The following is a 24,524-nucleotide window of genomic DNA, read 5'->3' as shown; positions in this document are numbered from 1 at the left end:
CGGGAGTGTGGTTACCGTGGCGTCAACGATGTGACGACGCGCGTCACCGCTCGTCGGGGTCGTCCGCGGGGATCCGCGGCAGCGGCCCGGTGGGGGCGTCGGCCACGGCCATCTTCGCCGCCGAGTCGGTCGGGGCGCGCCCGCCGAGTGCGGCCAGCGCGGTCTCGTTGCCGACGTCGGCGCCGGCCCGTTCGGACAACAGCCAGCGCACCTCCAGCAGGTCGCAGTACGCCTGCACCGGATCGCCGGCACCGCCGAGCGCGGCGTGCGCGCGGGCCGATCCGGGCTCGAGGCAGTGATCGATCCAGCTGCGGGCGGCCGCGCGCTCCGACACCGGGTGCCCGGTGCGCCGCTGCATCCAGTCGCGGTGGGCGTTGAGGTCGCCCAGCAGGATCCGGGCCTGGCCCTCCCCCACGCCGACACCGGTCAGCCTGCGCAGCGTCTCGGAGTGGTAGTTGCGGTCGCCGACGGCGATGTGCAGCCGCGACCGGCCGTCGCCGACCGGGAGCAGGGACACCTCGTCGACGGCGAAGCCCAGGTCGTTGAGCTCCCGGATGGCGCCCTCGACGCGGTAGCGGTCGCCGAAGGCGAAGACCGGCGAGGTGTGCAGGGCGTCCCACAGCTCCCGGTAGCGCTCGGGCAGGGCGGTCGCCTCGTCGATGAGCTGCGGGATCATCTCCGGCGGGCGCTCCAGCGAGGTCGCGAGGTCGATCATCCCGGCGGCGATGTTCTCGACCAGGATCGTCACGTCGTGCTCGCGCTGGCCGTCGGACAGGCCGTCCGGGTGCACCTCGCTGGTCTCGGCGTCGACGAGGAAGGCCTGCAGGGTCTGCCCGTCGCGGGTGAACAGGGTGTTGTTGAGCGAGCAGTCGCCCCAGAACACGCCGTGCCGGTGCAGCTCGACCAGCAGCGAGATCATCGCGTCGAACAGCCGGGCGCGGTGCCGCGGCCGGTTCGGGGGCAGCCGCAGGAACAGCCTGCGGTACTGCCAGGACCCGCTCAGGTACCGGGTCACCAGGATCGCGGTCTCGTGCGCCGGCTGGTTCACCAGACCGGCCGGGCGGACCGCGGGCAGGCACTGGTGCTCGAGGCGCCGCAGCACGTCGTACTCACGACGGGCGATCCGCTCCGGCATGTCCTTGAGCGCCCACAGTGCGCCGTCGGCCTCGACGAACCGGACGAGGTGCCGGCTGGGGCCGACCTCCATGTCGCGCAGCGGGACCCGCATCTCGTCCCACCGTTCCAGCGGCTCGTTCCAGGGCAACGCGATCAGCTCGGGACCGGGGGCCCGCAGCACCAGCTCCGGCGGCGCGTCCATTCAGGACACCCCCCGCACACCGCGGGCCGGTGGGGCGGTGGAGCCGCGGATGACCAGCCGGGTCGGCAGGGTCGCTAGCGGCTCGACCGGCTCGCCGGCCAGCGTCGCCAGCGCCATCCGGGCCGCGACGGCACCCTGCTCGGCCGCCGGCTGGGCCACGGTGGACAGATCGGTCAGCGCGGCCAGCGGGTGGTCGTCGATGCCGATGACCGACACGTCGCCGGGCACCGCGAGCCCGGCCCGGCGCAGCGTGCCGACGGCGCCGAGGGCGACCTCGTCGGTGTGGGCGTAGACCGCCGTCGGCGGGTCGGACAGCCCGAGCAGCTCCCCCATCGCCCGCGCCCCGCCCTCCGGGCTCCAGGGCACGCTCACCGTCAGGGCGGGGTCGTGTTCCACACCGGCGTCGGCGAGCGCCGCCCGGTAGGCGGCCGCACGCCCCTCGGGCTGGCCCGGGTCGAGCTCCGGGTCGGTGGTGACGATCATCCCGATCCTCCGGTGTCCGAGGTGGAGCAGGTGGTCGACGGCCTGGCGACCGGCGACGCACTCGTCGATCGACACCGAGGGGTGGTTGCCGATCCGGGTCCCCGCCGACACGATGCCGACGCCGATCCGCTCCAGCCGGGCGCGCTCGGCGTCATCGACGCCGAACCCCAGCAGCACGACGGCGTCGGCACGCCGGCGGGCGGGCAGCTCGGCGAAGAACGCGCGCCGGGCCGCGGCGTCGCCGAGGTGGTAGAGCAGCACGTCGCGCCCGGCCTCGCGCACCACCTCGGACAGCCCCTCCAGCGCCGCCCCGAACCACCACCGCGACAGGTGCGGGACGACGACGGCGATCCGCCCCGTCGTGCCCCGCGCGAGCCCGGAGGCGTCCGGGCTCACGACGTACTCCAGGGCCCGCGCGGCCTCCCACACGCGGGCGCGGGTGGCCTCGGCGACGTGGGGGTGATCGCTGAGCGCGCGTGACGCGGTGGCCGGTGAGACCTTGGCCAGCCGGGCCACGTCGGCCAGGTTGACCGGTTCGGGCACGACACATGTATGCCCAAAGCTGGAAGCGATTGCAAGAGCGGATGTTATCCGACTGCGCTGGACCATCGCCTGTGGATCAGTAAGGATCGTCGCCGACCAGGCCGATTGCTGTGAGCCTTGACACTCCCGGGTGAAAGGCCCACAGTCTCGGTTGGAAACGCTTCCAACGTCGCCGACGAGCGACGGGACACAGCAGCGGTATCGGACACGGGAGTTCGGAGTTGACCATGCGTCGCACACGGTGGAGGAGGACGCTGGCCGCCGGTGCGGCCACCGTCGCCCTCGCCCTGCTGGCGGGCTGCGGAGGCGCACCCGCGGGCCCGCCGGTCCTCAACTGGTACATCAACCCCGACGACGGCGGGCAGGCGGAGATCGCCCAGCGCTGCTCGGCGGCGTCGAACGGGCAGTACCAGATCGCGGTGTCGGTGCTGCCGCGCCAGTCCGCGGAACAGCGTCAGCAGCTGATCCGCCGGCTCGCGGCCAACGACAGCTCGATCGACATCATGTCCATCGACCCGCCCTACATCCCCGAGTTCGCCGAGGCGAAGTTCCTGGCCCCGGTGCCCGAGGACGTCGCGCAGCGGACCACCGCCGGGATCGTGAACTCCGCGAAGGAGGGCGCGAGCTGGAACGGCGAGCTCGTCACGGTGCCGTTCTGGGCCAACACCCAGCTGCTCTGGTACCGCAAGTCGCAGGTCGCCGGCACCGGGCTGGACCTGTCGAAGCCGGTCACCTGGGACCAGGTCGTGCAGACCGCGCAGGCCAAGAACTCGATCATCGCCGCGCAGGGCATCCGCGCGGAGTCGCTGACCGTCTGGCTGAACGCGCTGGTCGAGGGCGGCGGCGGGCAGATCGTCACCAACGCCTCGCCGCAGAACCCCGACGGCGTCCAGCTCGGCCTCGACTCCCCCGCCGCGACGAAGGCCGCGGAGATCATGAAGGCGGTCTCGGCCGTCGGTGGTCCCGGCTTCTCGACCAACTCCGAGGACGAGAACTCCAACGCCTTCCAGTCCGGTGACGCGATGTTCCAGGTGAACTGGCCGTTCGTCTGGGGCAAGGTCAACAGCGCCGTCGAGGAGGGGACCGTCCCCCAGTCCACGCCGGACGACTTCGGCTGGGCGCTCTACCCGCAGACCGAGGCCGGCAGGCCCTCGGCCCCGCCCTACGGCGGCATCAACCTCGGCGTCGGCGCCTTCAGCAGGCACACCGACCTGGCCTACCAGGCCACCGAGTGCATCACCTCGACCGAGAACCAGAAGCAGTACTTCCTCACCAACGGCAACCCGGCCGCCCGGATCTCGGTGTTCACCGACCCGGACGTGATGAAGAAGTTCCCGATGGCCCCGGTCATCGCGCAGTCGCTGCAGCAGGCCAAGCCGCGCCCGCAGACGGCGTACTACAGCGAGGTATCCGAGTCCATCCAGCGCACCTACCACCCGACCGCGGGCATCGACCCGCCGACCGTCGGCCCCGCGACCGCCGCGCTGATCAAGGCGGTCCTCGCCAAGGAGGAGCTGCTGTGACCACGACGACCGAGCGGCCCGGGACCGGGACCGGGGCCTCCCCGGCCCCGCGCGGTGCCAGTGACCGCAGCCGGGCCGAGCAGAAGCTCGGCTGGTACCTCGCGGGCCCGGCGTTCGCCGTGATGCTGCTGGTGACGGCCTACCCGATCATCCAGGCCGTCTACTACTCGCTGTTCGACTACCGGCTGACCGACCCGGACAACATCTCCTTCGTCGGCCTGAAGAACTACGCGGTCATCCTCACCGACTCGATCTGGTGGACCTCGTTCGGCGTCACGGTGTTCATCACCGTGGTCACCGTCGCGGTCGAGCTGGTCCTGGGCTTCCTGCTCGCGCTGGTCATGATGAACGCGCTCAAGGCGATCCGGCCGGTGCTGCGTGCCGCGATCCTGATCCCCTACGCGGTCATCACGGTCGTGTCGGCGTTCGCCTGGCAGTACGCGTTCTCCCTCGACTCGGGCTTCGTGAACTCCTGGTTCGGCTGGCTGCCCGGGATCTCGGCCGACACCGACTGGTTCGGCTCGACCGGCTCGTCGCTGTTTGTGATCTGCCTGGCCGAGATCTGGAAGACCACCCCGTTCATCTCGCTGCTGCTGCTCGCGGGTCTGGCCCAGGTGCCCGACGTGCTGCAGGAGGCCGCCCGCGTCGACGGCGCGACCTGGTGGCAGCGGATGTGGAAGGTCACCCTCCCGAACATGAAGGCGGCGATCATGGTCGCCCTGCTGTTCCGGACCCTGGACGCGTTCCGCGTGTTCGACTCGGTGTTCGTGATGACGGCCGGGGCGAACAGCACCGAGACGGTGTCGTTCCTGGCCTACCGCCAGACCATCGCCCGCGTCGAGATCGGGCTCGGCTCCGCGGTGTCGGTGCTGCTGTTCCTGTCCGTCGTGATCATCTGCATCGGGTTCATCAAGGGGTTCAAGGTCGACCTGTCCCAGGCCCGAGGGGAGAAGTGATGTCCACCCGCGAGAGAGTCCTCTGGATCGTCGCCGGCATCGCGATCGTCGTCTACGCCCTGTTCCCGGTGGGCTGGATCGTGTCGCTGTCGCTGAAGTCGAGCGACGACATCGCCAACAAGCAGTTCCTGCCGACCTCGGTGTCGTGGAGCAACTACTCCCAGATCCTCGTCGGGGACGCGGCCGGGCTGTTCCTGCCCGCGCTGCGCAACTCCTTCGGCATCTGCATCATCGCGACGTTCCTGGCGTGCGTGCTGTCGATGTTCGCCGCCTACGCGATCGCCCGGCTCGACTTCCGGGGCAAGAAGCTGATCCTGTCGACCGCGCTGGCGGTGGCGATCTTCCCGGTCATCTCGATCGTGACGCCGCTGTTCAACCTGTGGCGCCAGATCGGGCTCTACGACACCTGGCCCGGCCTGATCATCCCCTACCTGTCGTTGACCCTGCCGCTGTCGATCTGGACCATGTCGGCATTCTTCCGCGAGATCCCGTGGGAGATGGAGCAGGCCGCGCAGGTAGACGGCGCCACCACCTGGCAGGCGTTCCGCAAGGTGATCGTCCCGCTGGCGACGCCCGGGGTGTTCACCACCGCGATCCTGGCGTTCTTCATCGCCTGGAACGACTTCGCCTACGGCATCTCGCTGACCTCGACCGGCGCGTCCCGCCCGGTCCCGGCCGCGCTGGGCCTGTTCTCCGGGGCCTCGCAGTTCGAGTCGCCCAACGGCCCGATCGCCGCCGCCGCCGTGATCGTGACCATCCCCGTCGTCGTGCTCGTCCTGCTGTTCCAGCGGCGCATCGTCGCCGGTCTGACCAACGGCGCCGTCAAGGGCTGACACCCCGTACACAGAGAGAGGAACCGACCGGCCATGGCGTCGATCGAGATGAAGAACATCGTCAAGAAGTACGGGGACGGCTTCCCGGCCGTGAACGACGTGAGCATGGACATCGCCGACGGCGAGTTCATGATCCTCGTCGGCCCGTCCGGCTGCGGGAAGTCGACGCTGCTGCGGATGATCGTCGGTCTGGAGGACATCACCTCCGGCGACATGGTCATCGCCGGCAGCCGCGTCAACGACAAGGCCCCGCGGGACCGCAACCTGTCGATGGTGTTCCAGAACTACGCGCTCTACCCGCACCTGTCGGTCTTCGAGAACATCGCGTTCCCGCTGCGCCTGGCCAAGGCGCCCGAGGACGAGATCAAGCAGAAGGTCGACACCGCGGCGAAGGTCCTGGAGCTGCAGGAGCACCTGCAGCGCAAGCCCGCGAACCTGTCCGGCGGTCAGCGCCAGCGGGTCGCGATGGGCCGTGCCATCGTCCGTGACGCCGACGCGTTCCTGTTCGACGAGCCGCTGTCCAACCTGGACGCGAAGCTGCGCGGGCAGATGCGCACCGAGATCGCCCGCCTGCAGCGCCGCCTCGGTATCACCACCGTCTACGTGACGCACGACCAGACCGAGGCGATGACCCTCGGCGACCGGGTCTGTGTCCTGCGCAAGGGCGTCATCCAGCAGGTCGCCTCGCCGCGCGAGCTCTACGAGCAGCCGGTCAACCTGTTCGTCGCCGGGTTCATCGGGTCGCCGCCGATGAACTTCCTGCCCGCGACCGTGGCCGGGAACAAGCTGGAGACGCCGTTCGGCCCGATCGAGCTCGACGCCGCGCGCGCCGAGAAGGTCGCCGGGCGCGAGCTGGTGCTGGTCGGCATCCGGCCGGAGTACTTCGAGGACGCCTCCCTGGTCGACGAGGCCAAGAAGCACGTCGGGTCGACCTTCACCGCGAAGGTCGACGTGACCGAGTGGCTGGGCGACTCGCAGTACGCCTACATCCCCTACGAGGCCCCGGCCGAGGTGGAGACCAAGCTCAAGGAGCTGTCGCGTGAGCTCGACGCCGATCAGCTGCGTACGCAGGCGATCGTGTCGATCGACTCGACCAGCCGGATCCGGGAGGGCCGCGACGCCGAGTTCTGGCTGGACGCGCGGAAGATCCACGTGTTCGACCCGGAGTCGGGCGAGAACCTCACCCGCGACCCCGAGGCCGGAGCCGAGCTGACCCGGCTCGCGGCCGAGGACCGCGCCGAGCAGGTGGCCCAGGCCCGCAGCCGGGACTGAGGCGCCGCCCCGTCGCCCCCAGGGGAACTCTCTTGGCTTAGAGCGCTACGAGAGTTCCCCTGGGGGCATTCCGGAGGGGTCAGAGGGCGCGGACGTCGCGCCGGTAGCGGGTCTCGGCGACCCCGGCGAGGGTCCGCGCCATCACGGCGAACACGAAGCGCTGCGACGGGTAGGCCGCCAGCCAACCCAGCCGCCCGGCCATCCCGCGTGGGGTGAACCGCAGGGTCTGGGTGTAGCGGCTGGTCAGCCGGTCGGTCGGGGTGACGGAGAGCTCGAGCCGGGCATCGCCGGGGAGCCGGTCCGCGGCGCGCAGCACCAGCCGCCGCCCCGGTTCGACGGTCTCGACGGTCCAGCGGTCCAGGGGCTCCCCCGGGACGAGGCGGGCCGGACCGTCGCCGTGCCGGCGCGGGACGACACCGGGCCCACCGGCGAGGACGTCGAGGTGGCCGGTCAGCGTCGCGACACCCGGGACGGTGTACCAGCCGTGCGGGCCGCCGAGCGTCTCGATCACCGACCAGACGGCGCGGGCGGGAGCGGCGACGTCGTGGGTGTCGGTCGTCGACCATTCCAGCGGACCGGTGCCGGGCGGGTCGGAGGGCCCCGGCCCGGCCGCGCCGACGCCGTCGAGGGCGCGGCGGACCGCCGTGCGGTACGGGGTCCGGCCGCCGGGCGGGGTGCCGATGAGCGCGTCGAGGGCCGCGAGGTCGTCGGGGTCGGCCACCAGCTCGTGACGCATGGACTCGACCAGCGGCTCGGCCAGCCCGCGGCCGACCGGGGTGAGCGCGGCGACGGCGCGGGCGGTGAGCCGCGGCGCGGACAGCGGGACGGGCACCGGGAACGGCCGCAGCAGTCCTGCCTCGGCGGCGAACTCGCTCATCAGGGACCGGTAGGTGTGCACGTCGGGACCGCCGACGTCGAACGCCCGGTCCACCCCGCCGGGCAGGTCGAGGCAGCCGACGAGGTCGTACAGCACGTCGTCGACGGCGATCGGCTGGATCCGGTTCCAGGCGCGGTCGGGCAGCGGCAGGACCAGCGGACCGCCCATCGCGGTCTCGGTGAGGTGCCGGATCATCTCGAAGCTGGCCGAGCCGGTGCCGACGACGATCCCGGCCCGCAGCACGGCGGTCGGGACGGGACCGGCGAGCAGGATGTCCCCGACCTCGCGGCGCGAGGACAGGTGCTGCGACACCCGCCGGGTGCCGGCCTCGGGCTGCAGCCCGCCCAGGTAGACGATGCGGCGTACACCGGCCGCGGCGGCGCCGTCGGCCAGCGCGTGCGCGGCGGTGCGGTCGCGGTCGGCGTAGCCGGGGCCGTCCATGGCGTGCACCAGGTGGACGACGGCGTCGACACCCTCGCAGGCCCGGCGCACGTCGGCCGGTTCCCGGGCGTCGCCACGGACCGCGTCGACCGCCTCCCCCCACGGGTGCGCGGCCAGCTTGCCCGGGGTGCGGGCGAGCACCCGGACGTCGTGGCCGGCGTCGAGCAGGCGCGGGACGAGCCGGGAGCCGACGTAACCGGTGGCGCCGAGGACGAGCACGTGCATGGGTCGATCCTCGCGGTCCCCGGCGCGGGGCGCGCGCCGGGGTGACGACCGGCTCAGGCGATCCCGGCCAGCCGCAGCCCGGCCGTCGTCGCCGCGGCGAGGACGACGACCAGCACGAACGGCACCCGGAGCAGCAGCGCACCGGCGGCCACGGCGACCCCGGCCGGGCGGGCCCAGCCGGCGAACCCGGCCCCCTCGAACCAGGTGCCGGTCGCGACGAGCGCGACGAGCAGCCCGACCGCGCCCAGCTCGACCAGGCGCACGGTGCGCGGGGACAGGGCGACCCGGTCGTGCAGGACCAGCGGCAGCAGCCGCATGAGGTAGGTCCCGCCGGCGAGGACGAGCAGCGCGGCGACGGTCACGGCTGCTCCCCCGTGGTCCGGCCGGCCGCGCCGACGCCGAGCAGACCGGCCAGCACGGGCAGGCCCGCGGGCAGGAACGGCGCGCAGGCCAGCGACAGGGTGGCGGCGGCCGCGCCGACCCGCCGGGCGTCGACCCGGCGCAGCATCGGGACGAGCATGGCCAGCAGCGCGGCCGGGAAGGCGGCGTCGAGCCCGAACGCGGCCGGGTCCGGCACGCTCGCCCCGAGCACCAGACCGGCCGCGGTGCCGAGCTGCCAGCAGAGGTACTTCGCGACGCCGAGGATGCGGAACGCGCGCCATCCCCGCCCGGGGGCGTCGGTGCGGGCCAGCACGAACGCCGTCGACTCGTCGGTGACGACGTGCGCCGCGGGCAGCCGCGCCCAGCCCCCGCCCAGGTGACGGGCCAGGGCCAGGCCGAACGGCAGGTGCCGCAGGTTGAGCACCAGCCCCGCGGCGACGGCGGCCCACACACCGCCCCCGGCGGCCAGCACTCCGGTGACGAGCAGCTGGGCGCCGCCCGCGAACACGAGCAGCGACATCGCCATCGTCATGGCCGGGGACAACCCGGCGGCCGGCGCGAGCGCGCCGAAGGAGACCCCGACGACGGCGACGGCCACCGAGATGGTGACGGCGTCGCGGACGTCCCCGCGGGTCGTTCGCTGTATCGAACGCATGCCCGATACAGTGAACAACAGCGGCTGTGTTCGTCAAGCCGAACGAGGAGACCGATGAATCGAACGCCTGGGCCGCCGCTCGCGACGATCGCGGCGGCCATCCGCCGGGAACGGGAGCGCCTCGGCATCTCCTCGGCCGAGCTCGCCCGCCGGGCGGGCATCGCGAAGTCGACCCTGTCGCAGCTGGAGGCGGGGACCGGGAACCCGAGCGTGGAGACGCTCTGGGCGATCGCGGTCGTCGCCGGGGTCCCGTTCAGCGCACTGGTGGAGCCGCCGTCGTCGATGGTGCGGGTGGTGCGGTTCGCCGACCGTCCCGCGATCCGGTCGGAGGAGGCCGCCTACACCGGAGCACTGCTGTCCCCGTGCCCACCGGGGGCGCGCCGGGACCTGCACCTGGCCACCTGCGAGCCGGGGCCGCCCCGGGCCGCCGACGCGCACTCCCCCGGCACCGTCGAGCACGTGGTGGTGTCGGCGGGCCGGTGGGTGATCGGGCCGGAGGGCGAGGAGGTCGAGCTGGACCCGGGGGACCATCTGACGTTCCCGGCCGACCGCCCGCACTCCTACCGCGCGCTCACCCCGGGCGCGACCGCGGTGATGGTCATGGAGTACCGCTGATCACGTGCCGCTCGCACCGCGGGTCGCCGAGCCGGGCTCCCGGTCCGGACCGCCCTCGGTGATGCGGTGCAGCAGTCCGTCGAGGAGCCCCTCGTCGTTGCCGCCCGCGTCGCCGGAGCCGTCCCCGCCCTTCTCGGACTCGGGCAGCGCGTACTGGCGGACCCAGTCGACCTGCATCTGAGAGGGCTTCACGTCACCGCCGCCCTTGGGGAACCAGTCGAGCTGGATCGTCAGGTGCATCGGGCCGGGAGGCAGGACCGAGGTGTCGTCGGTGTGCCACCACTGCTTGCCGTCGACGAAGGCGGTCACACCCTTCGGCGTCCACTCGACCGCCCAGTTGTGCCACTGGGTCGCGTCGATGTCGACCGAGCCCTGGACCTGGGAGTTGTCCTCGCCGTAGTGCAGGAACAGGTTGGTCCTCTGCCGGGTGTGGTCGGTCATCTCCATGAAGTCGATCTCACCGCCGACCGGGAAGTTCTCGGCGGTGGGCCACAGCAGCAGCAACGCGTTGTACGACGGGTCCGACACGGGCGCCCGCACCCGGCCCTCCCAGCGGCCGTACTTCTGGCTGCCGTCCGACCAGGCCATGCCGCCGGTGGTGCCGTCGGCGTCGCCGTCGATGGTGAGCAGGCCGTCCTTCACCGAGATCGCCGACGGGGAACGGGTCCCCTTGCCGGCGTGGCCGGGTCCGTCGTAGGGGCTCCAGCCCGTGAGGGCGTCGCCGTCGAAGTCGTCGACCTTGGTGGGCTCGCCCCAGCCGTGCGCGACGGCGGCGGTGGTCGCCGCGCCCGGGTAGGACGGGGCCGCCGGGGCCGCGCCGGCGGTGCAGTCCACGGGGGCGGGGGTCGCACCGGGGGCCGGTTCGCCGGCCGGGGTGGTCGCGGCGCCGCCGGGCGCCGTGCCCGGGGTCGCGTTCGCCGAGGTCGTGTCGGCGGGTGACCCCGGGGCGCCGGTCCGGTCGCCCTGGTCGCCGGCCGGACCGCGGTCGCCGTTCGGAGCGCCGTCCCCGCCCGATGTCGTGTCGTCGCCCGACCCCGGGTCGGAGGTCGTGCCGGCTCCGGCGCCCTGGTCGTCACCGGAACCCTGGTCGCCGCCGGAACCCTGGTCGCCGCCCGAGCCCTGGTCGCCGCCCGAACCGTGATCGTCGCCGGAACCCTGGTCGCCGCCCGAACCGTGATCGTCGCCGGAACCCTGGTCGCCGCCCGGCGTCCGGTCATCGGAGGAGTCCCGCGTCGTGTCGCCGGCGCCGGAGTCGCCCGCGCCCGATGTCGTGTCGCCGGAGTCCCCACCGGAACCCGAGCCCTGGCCGGAGCCGGAGCCGGAGCCGGAGCCGGAGCCGGAGCCGGAGCCTCGATCGTCACCCGAACCGGACCCCGCGTCGTCCCCCGAGCCGCCCGATCCCGACGATCCCCCGTCGCCGCCGGAGCCGGAGTCGTCGCCGCCCGAGCCGCCGTCGCCGCTCCCCGACCCGTCGCCCGAGGAGCCGTGGTCGCCACCGGAGGAGCCGTGGTCGTTCGAGGAGCCCTGGTCGTCGCCCGAGCCGCCCCCGGAGGGGCCGTCCCCCTCGGGCCCGGCCGCCCCGGGGGCGGCGGAGGCGCCGGGCTTCCCCGACCCGGCGCTTCCGTCACCACCGGTGGCCGGACCACCCGAACCGGCTCCCCCACCCGGGGCGGTGCCGGCCGTGGGGCAGTCCGCGGTCGTCGTCGCACCCGGTCGGCCGTCCCCGGTGTCGGCGAACGCCGCAGCCGGAAAGCTGATCAACATCGCGGCGGCGATCGCCACGACCCTCACAGAGCGTCCCATCAGGCTCCTCCGTAACAGTGGTCTCCTGATCCCCACGGAACGCTAGATGCCACAGAGTCACCACGAGCACCTGTGTCACCACATCGAGTGGGCAACCCCTCCACCGAGCGACCGCGGAACGTGGCCGGAACGGACACCCCACGCGTCCGAGGGACCGATCGGGTCACCGGACCGTGGCCCGCACCCGGTCCCGTCCCCCGCCGCACGGGTTCCGGCGCCGCCGCACGGGTCCGGACCCGTGCGGCGCGTACGGAACCTGCGCGGCAGCGGGGCCGGGAACGACGAGAGCCCCGTCCGGCGGTGTGCCGGGCGGGGCTCTCGGGGCGGAGCGGGGGGTGCTTACCAGCCGCGGGCGGCGTAGCGCTGCTCCTCGGGGATGTCGGCGATGTTGATGCCGACCATGGCCTCGCCGAGACCGCGGGAGACCTTGGCGATCATCTCGGGGTCGTCGTGGAAGGTCGTGGCCTTCACGATCGCCGACGCGCGCTGCGCCGGGTCGCCGGACTTGAAGATGCCGGAGCCGACGAACACGCCCTCGGCGCCGAGCTGCATCATCATCGCGGCGTCGGCCGGGGTCGCGATGCCACCCGCGGTGAACAGCACGACCGGCAGCTTCCCGGTGCGGGCCACCTCGGCGACCAGCTCGACCGGGGCGCGCAGCTCCTTGGCCGCGATGTAGAGCTCGGCGGCGTCGAGTGAGGCGAGCCGGCCGATCTCGGCGCGGATCGAGCGCATGTGCCGGGTGGCCTCGACGACGTTGCCGGTGCCGGCCTCACCCTTCGAGCGGATCATCGCCGCACCCTCGGAGATGCGGCGCAGGGCCTCACCGAGGTTGGTGGCACCGCAGACGAACGGGGCGGTGAAGCTCCACTTGTCGATGTGGTGGGCCTCGTCGGCCGGGGTCAGCACCTCGGACTCGTCGATGTAGTCGACGCCGAGGGACTGCAGGACCCGGGCCTCGACGAAGTGGCCGATGCGGGCCTTCGCCATGACCGGGATGGACACGGCCTCGACGATGCCGGTGATCATGTCCGGGTCCGACATGCGGGCCACGCCGCCGTTGGCACGGATGTCGGCCGGGACGCGCTCCAGGGCCATGACGGCGACGGCGCCGGCGTCCTCGGCGATCTTGGCCTGATCCGGGGTGACGACGTCCATGATCACGCCGCCCTTCAGCATCTCGGCCATCCCGCGCTTCACCCGCGCGGTGCCGTGCTGCGGACCGGCGGTGTCGGGGGTGTTCTCAGCTGCGGACACGGGTGATCGGAGCTCCTCACATGACGGTCGGACTGCGTGGCGATTCTACGTGAGGTCGCGCAGGTGAACGCGGCGGTTCCGGATCGGCGATCTCGAAGTACACCGGCTCCGGTGCGGTGCCGTGCAGCCGCAGCATCCGCACCAGCCGCCGGGACCGCAGGGCACGGGTGTCGCGGACGGCGTCGTTGTGCACCCGGCGGGCCAGCACGACCAGTGCCTCGGCATCGGCGAGGTCGTCGCAGGGCCCCGGCCGGCCCGGTCCCCGCCCGACGACGGCGAGCTGCCTGGTCAGGGCGTTCTCCGCGGCCTCGCGGGCGGCGCGGCTCCCGGCCGGGTCCCGGCCGTCCGGGGCCGGAGCGGGCAGTGCCCGCGCGGCGACGGCGGCCCGGCGCAGGTCCGGCGGTGCGTCGGGACCGAGGGCGTCGGCGACGGCGAGCGCGACCCGGGCCCGGGAATCCAGCGCCGCGGCGAGCCCGGCCCGGGCGGCGTCGACCCGCACGTGCAGCCGGTGCAGGCGCCGGACCCGTGTCACGCACCACAGGGTGAGAGCCGCCACCAGCAGCGTCGCGAAGACCACTCCCCCGGCGACGACAGTCGCACTCACCGCGCGCCCCCGCGCACGAGCGGCCGTGGCGCGCCGGCGATCGCGGCCCGGTACACGCGCAGCACGTCGGAGGCCACGACCGGCCAGTCGTAGCGCTGCGCCCGCTCCCGCCCGGCGGCGGCGAGCCGGGCGCGGGCGGTCCCGTCGTCGAGCAGGCGGGTGAGCGCGGCGGCCAGGGCGGCGTCGTCGCCGGGTGGGAACAGTGCACCGGCGCGGCCGTCGTCGAGCACGGCACGGAAGGACTCGAGATCCGCGGCCAGCACCGGGGCGCCCGCGGCCATCGCCTCGGTCAGCACCATCCCGAAGCTCTCCCCGCCACGGTGCGGTGCGCAGAACACCGCGACCGAGCGCAGCGCGGCGGCCTTGGTCGCCTCGTCGACCGGGCCGAGCAGGTCGATCCGGCCCGCCAGGCCCGGTCCCGCGGCGCGCCGCAGCCGGTCGCCGTCGCCGCGGCCGACGACGAGCAGCCGCACGTCCGGGCGCTCGGCGACGACCCGGCGCAGCGCGGCCAGCAGCACCGGCATGCCCTTGCGGGGCTCGTCGAAGCGGCCGACGTAGCCGACCCGCACCGCGGGCGGCAGGTCCAGTGCCGGCCCGTGCGCGAACCGGGCGACGTCGACGCCGTTGGGGATCTCGGTGGCGTCCCCGCCCAGGTGCTCGACCTGGACCCGGCGGGCGGTCGCCGACACCGCGATCCGCGCCGTCACCCGCTCCAGCAGGGGGCGCGCCACGGGTCCGAACGCGGCGAGGACCCGGGACCGCTCGGTGGAGGTGTGGAAGGTCGCGACGACCGGCCCGCGGGCGTCGAGCAGCGCGAGCGCCGACACCGACGGGGTCGTGGGCTCGTGGACGTGCAGCACGTCGAAGTCGTGCGCGGCGAGCCAGCGCCGGGTGCGGTGGCGGGTCAGCGGGCCGAACGCGACGCGGGCGACGGAGCCGTTGTAGGGGACGCCGACGGCCCGCCCGGCCGGGGTGACGAACTCGGGCGCGGTGCCGGTCGTCGGGGCCAGCACCTCGACCGTGTGCCCGAGCGCGCGCAGCGCGGCGGCCAGGTCCAGGACATGGCGCTGCACTCCCCCGGCGACGTCGAGGGAGTACGGGCAGACGATCCCGATCCTCATCCCGCGCCGACCGGCTGGAGCATGTGCCAGTCCCACGGGCGGCGGGCGATCATGTCGCCGAACGCGTCGGCGAGGTGCTGGACGGCACCAGGACCGGGCGGGACGGGCGCGCCGACCTCGACGCCCCAGGCGTCGTCGGTGAAGTAGGGGTAGGCCGGGTGGAGCGCGGCGCCGGTGAGCCGGGCGAGCCGCGCAGGGCCGGACGGCAGCCGGGCGGGCCCACCGAGGAACGTCACGCCGGTCCCGGTGCCGGTCAGGTCGCGGTCGGCGACCAGGCAGACGACCCCGCCGCGGCGCAGCCGCCCGGTCAGCGCGCGGTGCGCGGCGCGGGGGTCGTCGGCGGTCACGACCTCGAACCCGAGCGCGCGCCGGTAGGCGAGGAACCGGCGGAACAACGGCTCGGGGCGCAGCCGCTGCACGACGGTGGTCAGCGCCGGTTCGAGCCCGAGCCGGTCGAGCTCGCGCAGCAGGTAGAGCCCGGCGAGGTCCCAGTTGCCGGCGTGCGGGAGGGCGAACACGACCCCGCGCCCGGACCGGGTGGACGCCAGCGCTCCGGCGACGCCGTGGGCGTGCGGGTGCATCGCGGCGTGCACCGCGGCGGGGTCGAGGCCGGGCAGTGCGAACGCCTCGCGCCAGTAGCGGGCGTAGCTGCGCATCCCGGCGGCGACCAGTGCGTCGAGCTCGGCGGGGGTCGCGTCGGGACGGGCCCGGCGCAGGTTGTGCCGCAGCCGCCGTACCCCGGGGCCGTCGCGGCGGACCGCGAGCGCGGCGCCGGCGTCGGACACCCGTGCGGCGACGCCGGCCGGGAGCCGCCCCGCGACCCGCCAGCCCGCCGCGTACCCGGCGGCGCTCAGCGCAGCGGTGGTGCGCGTCCGCAGGTCAGGCACGCGGTGCCTCGCGGGAGCTGTGCCGTACCGCCAGGATCCGCTGGCCGAGGGTCACCGCCGTCCCGATCGCCAGCACGACGAGGGTGACGGTCAGCGCCCACGGCACCCCGATGCCGGACAGGAACGCCCCGACCAGGCCGAGGATGAGCCGTTCGGCGCGTTCGACGAGGCCGCCCTCGGCGGTGAGCCCGACGGACTCGGCGCGGGCCTTGACGTAGGACACGATCTGGCCGCCGACCAGGGCCACCAGCGCGGCGGCACCCGCCAGGGGCTCGGCCCCGCCGGTCAGCGCCCACCAGGCGAGCCCGGCGAACAGGGCGCCGTCGACGATCCGGTCGCAGGTCGAGTCGAGCACCGCCCCGAACGGGGTGCCGTGCCCGCGGGCGCGGGCCATCGCGCCGTCGATCAGGTCGGTCAGCACGAACAGGGTGACCAGCACCGCGCCGAGGGCCAGCCGGCCGGTCGGCAGGAACGCCAGCGAGCAGGCCACGGCCCCGACGGTGCCGAGCACGGTCACGGTGTCCGGGCTGACACCGCGGTCGATCAGGGCCCGCCCGACGGGGTCGGTGAGCCGGTTGACGTGCGCGCGGGCGAACAGGTTCAGCATCGGCGGCTGCATGCTCCCGTGCAGGACGGCGGCGGTGGGGGACGCTGCCAGCGTAGTCCGACACCGGGTCCGCCCGCCGTCGGCGCGGCCGGAGTCAGCGACGTGGCGGTTCCCACGCCCGCGCCAGCTGGTCACGGGTCTCGGCGAGCAGCTGCGGGATCACCTTCGTCTGCCCGACGACGGCGATGAAGTTCGCGTCCCCGCCCCACCGCGGGACGACGTGCTGGTGCAGGTGCTCCGCCAGCGACCCGCCCGCGACGTGGCCCAGGTTCAGGCCCACGTTGAACGCGTGCGGCGCCGCGACCTTCTTCATGGTCACGACGGCCTGCCGGGTGAACGCCATCAGCTCGCCGGCCTCGGAGTCGGTGAGCCCCTCCAGGTCCGCGACGTGCCGGTAGGGCAGCACCATCAGGTGCCCCGGGTTGTACGGGTGCAAATTCAGCAGCGCGAACACCTCGTCGCCCCGCGCGACGACGAGGTTGTCCGCGTCCGGGTCCGTCGAGTCGCCCAGGGTGTCCCCCCGGGCGATCCGGCAGAACGGGCAGCCGGTGTCACCGGCGCCCTGGATGTAGGCGAGCCGGTGCGGGGTCCACAGCCGGGCGAAGCCGTCGGGCGTCCCGGTCCCCTCCTGCGGGACCCACTCCTGCTCCATGCGCCGATCCTAGGCGCCGACCCCGAAGCTCTCCGCGGTCGGCGAGGTGTTCGTGCGCGACCGCACCCACTCGATGATCGAGGTGACCGCCTGCTCGACCGGCACCGCGTTGGTCTGCGAGCCGTCACGGAAGCGGAAGCTGACCGCGCCCGCCTCGACGTCGCGCCCGCCGACGAGCAGCAGGAACGGCACCTTCTGCAGCGTGTGGGTGCGGATCTTCTTCTGCATCCGGTCGTCGCCGGAGTCGACGTCGATCCGGATGCCCGCGGCGCGCAGCCGGGCGGCGATGTCGCGGACGTAGTCGTCCTGGGCCTCGGTGACCGGGATCCCCACCACCTGGACGGGGGCCAGCCACGCCGGGAAGGCGCCGGCGTAGTGCTCGGTGAGCACGCCGAAGAAGCGCTCGATCGAGCCGAACAGTGCGCGGTGGATCATGACCGGACGCTGCCGGGAACCGTCGGAGGAGGTGTACTCCAGCTCGAAGCGGTCCGGCAGCATCAGGTCGACCTGGATGGTGGACATCTGCCAGTAGCGGCCGATCGCGTCGCGGGCCTGCACCGAGATCTTCGGGGCGTAGAACGCGGCGCCGCCCGGGTCGTCGCGCAGCTCCAGCCCGAAGCTCTCCGCGGCGTCGCGCAGCGCCTGGGTGGCCTCGCTCCACGACTCGTCGGACCCAATCGACTTCTCCGGGTTGCGGGTGGACAGCTCCAGGTAGAAGTCGTCGAGGCCGTAGTCGCGCAGCAGGTCCAGCACGAACTGCAGCAGGCTGCGGATCTCGCCCTGCATCTGCTCGCGGGTGCAGTAGATGTGCGCGTCGTCCTGGGTGAAGCCGCGGGCGCGGGTGAGGCCGTGCACCACGCCCGACTTCTCGTAGCGGTAGACGGTGCCGAACTCGAACAGCCGCAGCGGCAGCTCGCGGTAGGACCGCCCGCGCGAGGCGAAGATCAGGTTGTGCATCGGGCAGTTCATCGGCTTGAGGTAGTAGTCGACGGCCGGCCGCTTCAGCTCGCCGTCGGCCGTGTACTCCGCGTCGAGCTGCATGGGCGGGTACATGCCCTCGGCGTACCACTCCAGGTGCCCGGACTTCTCGAACAGCGCGCCCTTGGTGGCGTGCGGGGTGTAGACGAACTCGTACCCGGCCGCGGCGTGCCGCTCGCGGGACAGGTCCTCCAGCTCCTTGCGGACGACGCCGCCCTTGGGGTGGAAGACCGGCAGGCCCGACCCGATCTCGTCGGGGAAGCTGAACAGGTCCAGCTCGCTGCCCAGGCGGCGGTGGTCGCGCCGCTCGGCCTCGGCGATGCGCTCCAGGTGGGCGTCGTGCGCCTCCTGCGACTCCCACGCGGTGCCGTAGATCCGCTGGAGCTGGGCGTTGCGCTGGTCGCCCCGCCAGTACGCGGCGGCCGAGCGGGTCAGCGAGAACGCCGGGATGAACTTGGTGGTCGGCAGGTGCGGGCCACGGCACAGGTCCGACCAGACGACGGCGCCGGTGTGGGCGTGCACGTTGTCGTAGACGGTGAGCTCGCCGGAGGAGTCGACCTCCATGACCTCGCCGTCGTCCGCGCCGCCCTTCAGGTCGATCAGCTCCAGCTTGTACGGCTGGTCGGCCAGCTCGGCGCGGGCCTCGTCCCGCGAGGCGTAGCGACGGCGCTCGAAGCGCTGCCCCGCCTTCACGATCTTCTTCATCGCCGACTCGATCTTCTTCAGATCCTCGGGCGTGAAGGGGGTGTCGACGTCGAAGTCGTAGTAGAAGCCGTCGGTGACCGGCGGGCCGATGCCCAGCTTGGCCTTCGGGAACAGCTGCTGGACGGCCTGGGCGAGCACGTGCGCCGCCGAGTGCCGGATGACGCTGCGCCCCTCGTCGGTGTTCGCCGGGACCGGCACGACCTCCGCGTCGGCCTCGGGGGCCCAGGCCAGGTCGCGCAGGGCGCCCTCGGCGTCACGCACGACGACGATCGCCTCGGGACCGCTGGTCGGCAGCCCGCCCTCCCGGACACGCGCGCCGGCGGTCGTCCCGGCCGGCACCCGGATCGGGGCGGACGCGGGCGGGACGGACGGTGCGGACACGGGGGTGCCTCCTGCGGTGCTGCGAACGGATGGACCTCCGATGCTAGTCGGGGGCCGCGACCCGGTTTCGACCGCAGGGAAGACACCCGCCGGGTACGGGTGTTGCAGCCGTCGTGGTCCCCCTCTCCGTGCTCGACCTGGTCCCCGTGGCCGACGGCTCGTCGGCCACCGACGCACTGGCGCACAGCACCCGCCTGGTGCGACGGGCCGAGGAGCTGGGCTTCACCCGCTACTGGGTCGCCGAGCACCACGGCATGCCCGGGATCGCCAGCTCCTCCCCGCCGGTGCTGATCGCGCACCTGGCCGGGGCGACCACGCGGATCACCGTCGGCTCGGGCGGGGTGATGCTGCCCAACCACCGCCCGCTCGTCGTCGCGGAGCAGTTCGGCACCCTCGAGGCACTGCACCCCGGCCGGATCGACCTCGGCATCGGGCGTGCCCCGGGCACCGACCCCCGGACCGCCGCCGCGCTGCGCGGGACCGGGACCGACCGGCTGCACGCCCCGGACGACTTCCCCGACCAGCTCGTCGAGCTCGCGGCCTACTTCCGCGGCGACGCCGGTGTGCTCGCCGTACCGGCCGCGGGGAACGCTCCGACCATGTGGCTGCTCGGCTCGTCGGGCTACTCGGCGGAGGTCGCCGGGAGGCTCGGGCTGCCGTTCGCCTTCGCCCACCACTTCTCGGCCGCGAACACGCTGCCCGCGCTGGAGCTCTACCGCGAGCACTTCCGGCCCTCGACGATGCTGGCGCAGCCGTACTCGATGATCGCCGCCGCCGTGACCTGCGCCGACACCGACGAGCACGCCCGCGAACTGGCGCTGCCCTCGGCGCTGCAGTTCCTGCACCTGCGCCTCGGCGATCCGCGCCCGCTGCCCGGCCCCGAGGAGGTCGCGGCCTTCGACTGGACCGACGCGGCCCGGGCGTTCGTCGAGCAGCGCCACGCCGACCAGGTCATCGGCTCGCCGGAGACCGTGCGGGCCGGGGTCGAGGAGCTCGTGGCCCGGACCGGGGTGGACGAGCTGATGGTGACGACCTCGACCTTCCGCGGCGAGGACCGGCTGCGCTCCTACGAGCTGCTGGCCGGCGCCGTCGGCCTGCGTCCGGCGGCCGCGGCCGCCTGACCCGGGACGGGTGGGGCATGATCGCCGGCGTGAACGACGCCGCCGCCCGCTTCCGGGCCGCGATCGAGGCCGGAGACCTCGACGCGGCCGTCGCCCTCTGCCGCGACGACGTCGAGTTCCGCTCGCCCGTCGTCCACCGCCCCTACCGGGGCCGGGACGCGTTGCGCCCCATCCTGGGCGCGGTGTTCACCGTCTTCGGCGGGTTCCACTACGTCGCCGAGTACTCCGGCGACGACGGGCACGTCCTCGAGTTCGCCGCGACCGTCGGGGAGCGCGAGGTGCAGGGCGTCGACGTCCTGCGCACCGACGAGGAGGGCCGGATCCGCGAGCTCACCGTGCTCGTGCGGCCGCTGTCGGCCGCGGTCGCGCTGCGCGACCGCATGGGCCCGCTGCTGTCCTGACCCGTCGTCGCAGGTCGGTGCCGGGGTTGCCGCCGCCCGGCGATCGACGACGGCCGGTCGTCCCGCCGGATGCGGCCGTCCGGCCGTCCGGCGCTGGGCCGCCCGCGCGTCGTCGCACGCAACCGGCCGTTGCTCGACGCAGTGATCGTGTCGCCTGTGCATCCCTTCGGCCGCGGGCACGATGGTCCGCATGCCGCACCATGACCGGGCGATCCGGTCACGGAGCGCGCCATCACCCCGCTGACGTGCCGACATTCGAGTGACGTCGATCAGGTGGGCACAACGCCGCCCTCCGGTCCCTCGTTGACACAGCGAACTCGTTGACCGGGTGAGACCACGCCACCGTCCGGCTCCGCCGGCCGTCGACCAGAAGGGAGAGCCGGTTGCCCGCAGGCCCGCCCCCTCCGCCGCGGTCGCGCCGCTCCCCCGAGTCCGACCCCCACCGATGGTCCGGTTCCGGTCGTGCGGTCGACACCGAGGAGCGCCCGACCGGCCGGCACGGCAGCGACCAGGTCGCCCGCGCCGACTCCGGCGCCCCGGCCCGGCACGGCGCCCCCGCCGGTGGACGGCGCGCGCGGTCCGCCGAGCCGGAGGCCCGTTCCTTCGCCGACGTCGTCCGGGCGACCGGGCGTTCCGGCCCGGACGGGGCACGCGACACCGGGGAGGACGGCGACACCGGCCGTCGGCGCTCCCGGCGGGCCGGCGAGGCCGCTCCCGCGACCGCCGCCCCCGGTACCGGGGCCCCGGCGGACGGCGACCCCGCACACAGCGCTCCCGCGAACGGCGCCCCCGCGAGGAGCACCCCGGCGAACGGCACCCCTGCGAACGGCTCGGGCGGCAACGGCTCCGCGGGCAACGGCTCCGCGGGCAACGGCTCCGCGGGCAACGGCTCCGGCGTCAACGGCTCCGGGGGCGCCACGAAGGTCGGGCTGCGCGTGCGCGGCGGCACCGTGCCCCGCGAGCCCGGCAGCACCCCGCGGCCCGGCGCCACCGGCGCGACCCCCGCGGGTCCGTCCGCCCCGGCCGAGCCCCGGCACACCACCGGCCCGCAGCGGCGCCCCGGCGCCGGCGCGCCCGGCCGGTCGGGGCCCGCACCGTCGTTCCCGCCCGCACCGCGCCCCGCCGCGCCCGGCCCGGCACCGGCCGGTCCCCGCCCCGCCCCGGCGGCTCCGGGCACTTCGGGCCCCGCTCCGCAGGGCGCCGCGCCCCGCCCCGGGCAGCACCCGTCGCTGCCGCCGGTCCCCCGGCCCGCCGTACCTCCGACCGGTGCCGCCCGGCCCGGGCCGGCCTCCGCCGCCACCCCGGCGGCCTCCACCGGGGCCACCGGTGCGGCCACCACGGCCGTCGCCGCGCCCTCGGCTCCGCTCCCGGGAACGGCGGCCCCGGACGGCACCGGCGCGGCCACCCGCACCGGCCGCCGTCGCCGTCCCGAGCCGGACGAGGGCGCGGAATCCACGACCGACGCCCTGCCCGCACGCGACGGCGGGCGCCGCCGCCGTCCCGGACCCGGCGACGCCGCGACCGCGCTCGCCCCCGCCGCCGAGGCCCCGACCGGGCTCGTGCCCGCCACCGCCCCGCGCAGCGACGACGGCGCGCCCACCGCCCTGGTCACCGCCCCCGGCGACGGTGCGGACACCGAGTTCGTCGACGCCGCGGCCCCCGGCCCGCGCCGCCGTCGCCGCGCCGAGCCCGACGGGCCGTTCGACCGGGTCATCGCACTCGTCGGGCCGGGGGTGGGTGTCGTGCGCCGCCGCCTCGGCATCCTCGACGCCGACCAGAAGGCCGCGCTCACCCCCGAGGAGCGGCGGACCCGGCGTCGCCGGCAGGTCGTGTACTCGCTGGTCGGGACGGCCGCGTCGATCGTGCTGCTGCCGCTGCTGCTGCTCGGGCTCGGCTGGCTGCTGTTCCCGATCCCCAGCACCGACGACGCGGTGCAGAACCAGATCGCCACTGTCTCCTACGCCGACGGCGGCCAGCTCGCCCGCCTCGTGCCCGAGCAGGGCAACCGGATCAAGGTCGGGATGGACGCCATCCCGGTGCCCGTGCGCGAGGCCGTGCTGGCGGCCGAGGACCGGTCGTTCTACTCGAACCCGGGCTTCGACTTCACCGGCATCCTGCGGGCCATGGTCAACCAGCTGACCGGCGGCGTCGGCGGCGGGTCGACGATCACCCAGCAGTACGTCAAGAACACCCTGGTCGGCAACGACGCGACGTACTGGCGGAAGTACAAGGAACTGATCGTCTCGCTGAAGGTCTCCGGGCAGAAGTCCAAGGACGAGATCCTCAACGACTACCTCAACGCCATCTACTTCGGCCGCGGCGCCTACGGCATCGAGTCCGCCAGCCTCGCCTACTACGGCAAGCCCGCGGCCCAGCTGACCCCCAGCGAGGGCGCACTGCTCGCCGGGATCATCCAGTCGCCGTCCAACTGGGACCCGGCGAACTCCCCGGACCGGGCGAAGCAGCGCTGGAACTTCGTCCTCGACGGCATGGCCGCCCAGGGCTGGATCTCCCAGGCCGACCGGCAGGCCGCCGTGTTCCCGCAGACCATCGCGCCGGAGAACACCTCGCGCTCGTCGTCGCTGACCGACGCCCGCGGCCACATCCTCAACGCGGTCCGCTCCGAGCTGGGCTCACTGGGCATCTCCGAGCAGGCGTTCGCCCAGGGCGGCCTCCAGGTGACGACGACGATCGACCCGCAGCGCCAGCAGCAGCTCACCGACTCGGTCGAGCAGAAGCTGCGCGGCGAGCCGGAGCTGCTGCGCACCGGCGCGGTCGCGATCGACCCGCGTACCGGCGGAATCCTCGGCTACTACGGCGGGCCGAACGGCACCGGCCTGGACTACGCCCAGGTCATGAAGCAGCCCGGGTCGACGTTCAAGCCGTTCGCCGTGCTCGCCGGACTCCTGAACGACCCGCCGATCGGCCTGGGCACGACCTTCGACGGGTCCGAGCGGCCGGGGCTGCGCAACGCCGAGGGCGCCAACTGCCCGCGCTGCGACCTCAAGCAGGCGATGACGATCTCCAACAACGTCGTCTTCACCAAGCTCGCCGCGCAGGTCGGGCCGCAGAAGGTCGCCGACGCCGCGCGCCTCGCCGGGATCACCGCGCCGCTGGAGAACCCCGACGCGCGGCTCCCGCTGGGCAACAAGGAGGTCACGCCGGTCCAGCTGGCGTCGGCCTACGCCACCATCGCCGCGGGGGGTGTGTGGCACGCCCCGCACATGGTGTCCAAGGTCGTCGACTCCGACGGGCGGGTGCTCTACGAGTACCAGCCGGGCGAGGGCGAGCAGCGCTTCCCCGAGCAGGTGGCGCGCAACGTCGCCGAGGCGATGATGAACGTCGTCGACAACGACGGGCTGCAGCTGCCCGACGGGCAGGAGGCCGCCGGCAAGACCGGCACCGTCCAGTCCCGCTTCGAGGGCCAGAACAACGACGCCTGGTTCGCCGGCTTCACCCCCGGGATCGCGACGGCCGTGTGGGTCGGGACCGACCGCAACGACCCCATCCAGGACTCCGCGGGCCGCCCGATCAACGGCGCCGACCTGCCCGGATCGGTGTGGAAGGCGTTCATGTCCGACACCGTGCGCACCACCGGCACGGCCGAGTTCCCGGCGTTCAGGCCGATCGGCGAGTCGCCCTCCACCCTGGCGCCCAACGAGCCGACCGCCCCGCCGACGCCGACGAGCACGTCGTCGGCCGAGCCCACGCCGGAGCCGAGCGCGGACCCGGTCGCCCCCACCGATCCCCCGGCCCCGGTCGAGCCGACCGGTGTCCCGGAGACGACCGGCGACCCGGTGCCCGCCCAGCAGGACGACACGCAGCCGGGCGCCGACGCGGGCCGCGCCGCCGACCCGACCGTCGGCTGATCCGCCCCGTTCGCGC

General features: G+C 74.1%; 21 protein-coding genes. 8 read left to right on the top strand and 13 right to left on the bottom strand.

The annotated features are described in order from the left end of the window. Nucleotides 1–43 precede the first annotated feature (43 nt). A complete protein-coding gene (locus KPF22_RS13950; RefSeq protein WP_208823660.1) occupies nt 44–1,318 on the bottom strand; it encodes a DUF4032 domain-containing protein in 1,275 nt (424 codons plus the stop codon). Next, nucleotides 1,319–2,344: a LacI family DNA-binding transcriptional regulator gene (locus KPF22_RS13945; RefSeq protein WP_208823657.1), complete on the bottom strand. Its 1,026-nt coding sequence runs from the start codon at nt 2,342–2,344 to the stop codon at nt 1,319–1,321. A gap of 227 nt (nt 2,345–2,571) precedes the next feature. On the opposite strand from KPF22_RS13945, the gene KPF22_RS13940 reads away from it, so the two are divergent. From KPF22_RS13940 to KPF22_RS13925, 4 genes are read left to right on the top strand one after another with little or no spacing between them, the layout of a single operon-like run. Further along, nucleotides 2,572–3,867, top strand: a complete 1,296-nt coding sequence (locus tag KPF22_RS13940) for an extracellular solute-binding protein (protein ID WP_224402291.1) — start codon at nt 2,572–2,574, stop codon at nt 3,865–3,867. Further along, nucleotides 3,864–4,823, top strand: coding sequence for a carbohydrate ABC transporter permease (locus tag KPF22_RS13935; RefSeq protein ID WP_062395722.1), 960 nt, complete (start codon nt 3,864–3,866; stop codon nt 4,821–4,823). Before KPF22_RS13940 ends, KPF22_RS13935 begins: the two co-directional genes overlap by 4 nt. Further along, on the top strand, nt 4,823–5,656 hold the full coding sequence (locus tag KPF22_RS13930; protein ID WP_224402290.1) for a carbohydrate ABC transporter permease: 834 nt from the start codon (nt 4,823–4,825) through the stop codon (nt 5,654–5,656). The genes KPF22_RS13935 and KPF22_RS13930 overlap by 1 nt, the downstream gene beginning before the upstream one ends. Before the next feature lie 33 nt (nt 5,657–5,689). Then, complete coding sequence (locus KPF22_RS13925) at nt 5,690–6,928, top strand: ABC transporter ATP-binding protein (RefSeq protein ID WP_062395723.1); 1,239 nt, start codon at nt 5,690–5,692, stop codon at nt 6,926–6,928. Between the two features lie 79 nt (nt 6,929–7,007). Here the strand turns inward: KPF22_RS13925 and KPF22_RS13920 are convergent, their stop codons facing one another. From KPF22_RS13920 to KPF22_RS13910, 3 genes are read right to left on the bottom strand one after another with little or no spacing between them, the layout of a single operon-like run. Beyond that, entirely contained in the window at nt 7,008–8,471 is a 1,464-nt protein-coding gene (locus KPF22_RS13920; protein WP_224402289.1) for a DUF2867 domain-containing protein, read from the bottom strand. Between the two features lie 53 nt (nt 8,472–8,524). Continuing rightward, entirely contained in the window at nt 8,525–8,833 is a 309-nt protein-coding gene (locus tag KPF22_RS13915; RefSeq protein ID WP_062395725.1) for an AzlD domain-containing protein, read from the bottom strand. Then, a complete protein-coding gene (locus KPF22_RS13910; RefSeq protein ID WP_208823651.1) occupies nt 8,830–9,507 on the bottom strand; it encodes an AzlC family ABC transporter permease in 678 nt (225 codons plus the stop codon). The genes KPF22_RS13915 and KPF22_RS13910 overlap by 4 nt, the downstream gene beginning before the upstream one ends. A gap of 54 nt (nt 9,508–9,561) precedes the next feature. On the opposite strand from KPF22_RS13910, the gene KPF22_RS13905 reads away from it, so the two are divergent. Then, on the top strand, nt 9,562–10,122 hold the full coding sequence (locus tag KPF22_RS13905) for a helix-turn-helix domain-containing protein (RefSeq protein ID WP_224402288.1): 561 nt from the start codon (nt 9,562–9,564) through the stop codon (nt 10,120–10,122). Here KPF22_RS13905 and KPF22_RS13900 read toward each other — a convergent pair whose 3' ends face one another. The 8 genes from KPF22_RS13900 to thrS form a co-directional block, all read right to left on the bottom strand. Next, nucleotides 10,123–11,925 (bottom strand): glycoside hydrolase family 16 protein, encoded by a 1,803-nt coding sequence (locus KPF22_RS13900; protein WP_224402287.1) that lies wholly within the window; start codon nt 11,923–11,925, stop codon nt 10,123–10,125. It abuts the gene before it with no gap. A 339-nt stretch (nt 11,926–12,264) separates the two neighbouring features. Next, nucleotides 12,265–13,182, bottom strand: a complete 918-nt coding sequence (gene pdxS / locus KPF22_RS13895) for a pyridoxal 5'-phosphate synthase lyase subunit PdxS (RefSeq protein ID WP_073574636.1) — start codon at nt 13,180–13,182, stop codon at nt 12,265–12,267. A 16-nt stretch (nt 13,183–13,198) separates the two neighbouring features. Next, complete coding sequence (locus tag KPF22_RS13890; RefSeq protein ID WP_224402286.1) at nt 13,199–13,786, bottom strand: NUDIX hydrolase; 588 nt, start codon at nt 13,784–13,786, stop codon at nt 13,199–13,201. Next, complete coding sequence (locus KPF22_RS13885) at nt 13,783–14,907, bottom strand: glycosyltransferase family 4 protein (protein WP_208823643.1); 1,125 nt, start codon at nt 14,905–14,907, stop codon at nt 13,783–13,785. Before KPF22_RS13885 ends, KPF22_RS13890 begins: the two co-directional genes overlap by 4 nt. Beyond that, entirely contained in the window at nt 14,904–15,794 is an 891-nt protein-coding gene (locus KPF22_RS13880; protein WP_224402285.1) for a phosphatidylinositol mannoside acyltransferase, read from the bottom strand. The genes KPF22_RS13885 and KPF22_RS13880 overlap by 4 nt, the downstream gene beginning before the upstream one ends. Continuing rightward, complete coding sequence (pgsA, locus tag KPF22_RS13875; RefSeq protein WP_208823641.1) at nt 15,787–16,401, bottom strand: phosphatidylinositol phosphate synthase; 615 nt, start codon at nt 16,399–16,401, stop codon at nt 15,787–15,789. The genes KPF22_RS13880 and pgsA overlap by 8 nt, the downstream gene beginning before the upstream one ends. A gap of 94 nt (nt 16,402–16,495) precedes the next feature. Further along, nucleotides 16,496–17,053, bottom strand: coding sequence for an HIT domain-containing protein (locus tag KPF22_RS13870; protein WP_208823639.1), 558 nt, complete (start codon nt 17,051–17,053; stop codon nt 16,496–16,498). Between the two features lie 9 nt (nt 17,054–17,062). Further along, nucleotides 17,063–19,117 carry a threonine--tRNA ligase gene (gene thrS, locus KPF22_RS13865; RefSeq protein ID WP_208823637.1) on the bottom strand — a complete coding sequence of 685 codons (2,055 nt, stop codon included), beginning with the start codon at nt 19,115–19,117 and terminating at the stop codon, nt 17,063–17,065. 113 nt (nt 19,118–19,230) lie between these two features. Here thrS and KPF22_RS13860 point away from each other — a divergent pair, with 113 nt between their 5' ends. The 3 genes from KPF22_RS13860 to KPF22_RS13850 all read left to right on the top strand — a co-directional run bounded on the left by KPF22_RS13860 (nt 19,231) and on the right by KPF22_RS13850 (nt 24,508). Beyond that, a complete protein-coding gene (locus KPF22_RS13860; RefSeq protein WP_224402284.1) occupies nt 19,231–20,238 on the top strand; it encodes an LLM class flavin-dependent oxidoreductase in 1,008 nt (335 codons plus the stop codon). A 29-nt stretch (nt 20,239–20,267) separates the two neighbouring features. Then, a complete protein-coding gene (locus KPF22_RS13855) occupies nt 20,268–20,639 on the top strand; it encodes a nuclear transport factor 2 family protein (protein WP_224402283.1) in 372 nt (123 codons plus the stop codon). 383 nt (nt 20,640–21,022) lie between these two features. After that, nucleotides 21,023–24,508, top strand: coding sequence for a transglycosylase domain-containing protein (locus tag KPF22_RS13850; protein ID WP_224402282.1), 3,486 nt, complete (start codon nt 21,023–21,025; stop codon nt 24,506–24,508). Nucleotides 24,509–24,524: the final 16 nt, after the last annotated feature.

The organism is Pseudonocardia sp. ICBG1034 (genome assembly GCF_020131375.1).
GTDB lineage: Bacteria > Actinomycetota > Actinomycetes > Mycobacteriales > Pseudonocardiaceae > Pseudonocardia > Pseudonocardia alni.
Note: the sequence above shows the minus strand (reverse complement) of the source record. Positions and strands in the feature narration are given on the sequence as shown.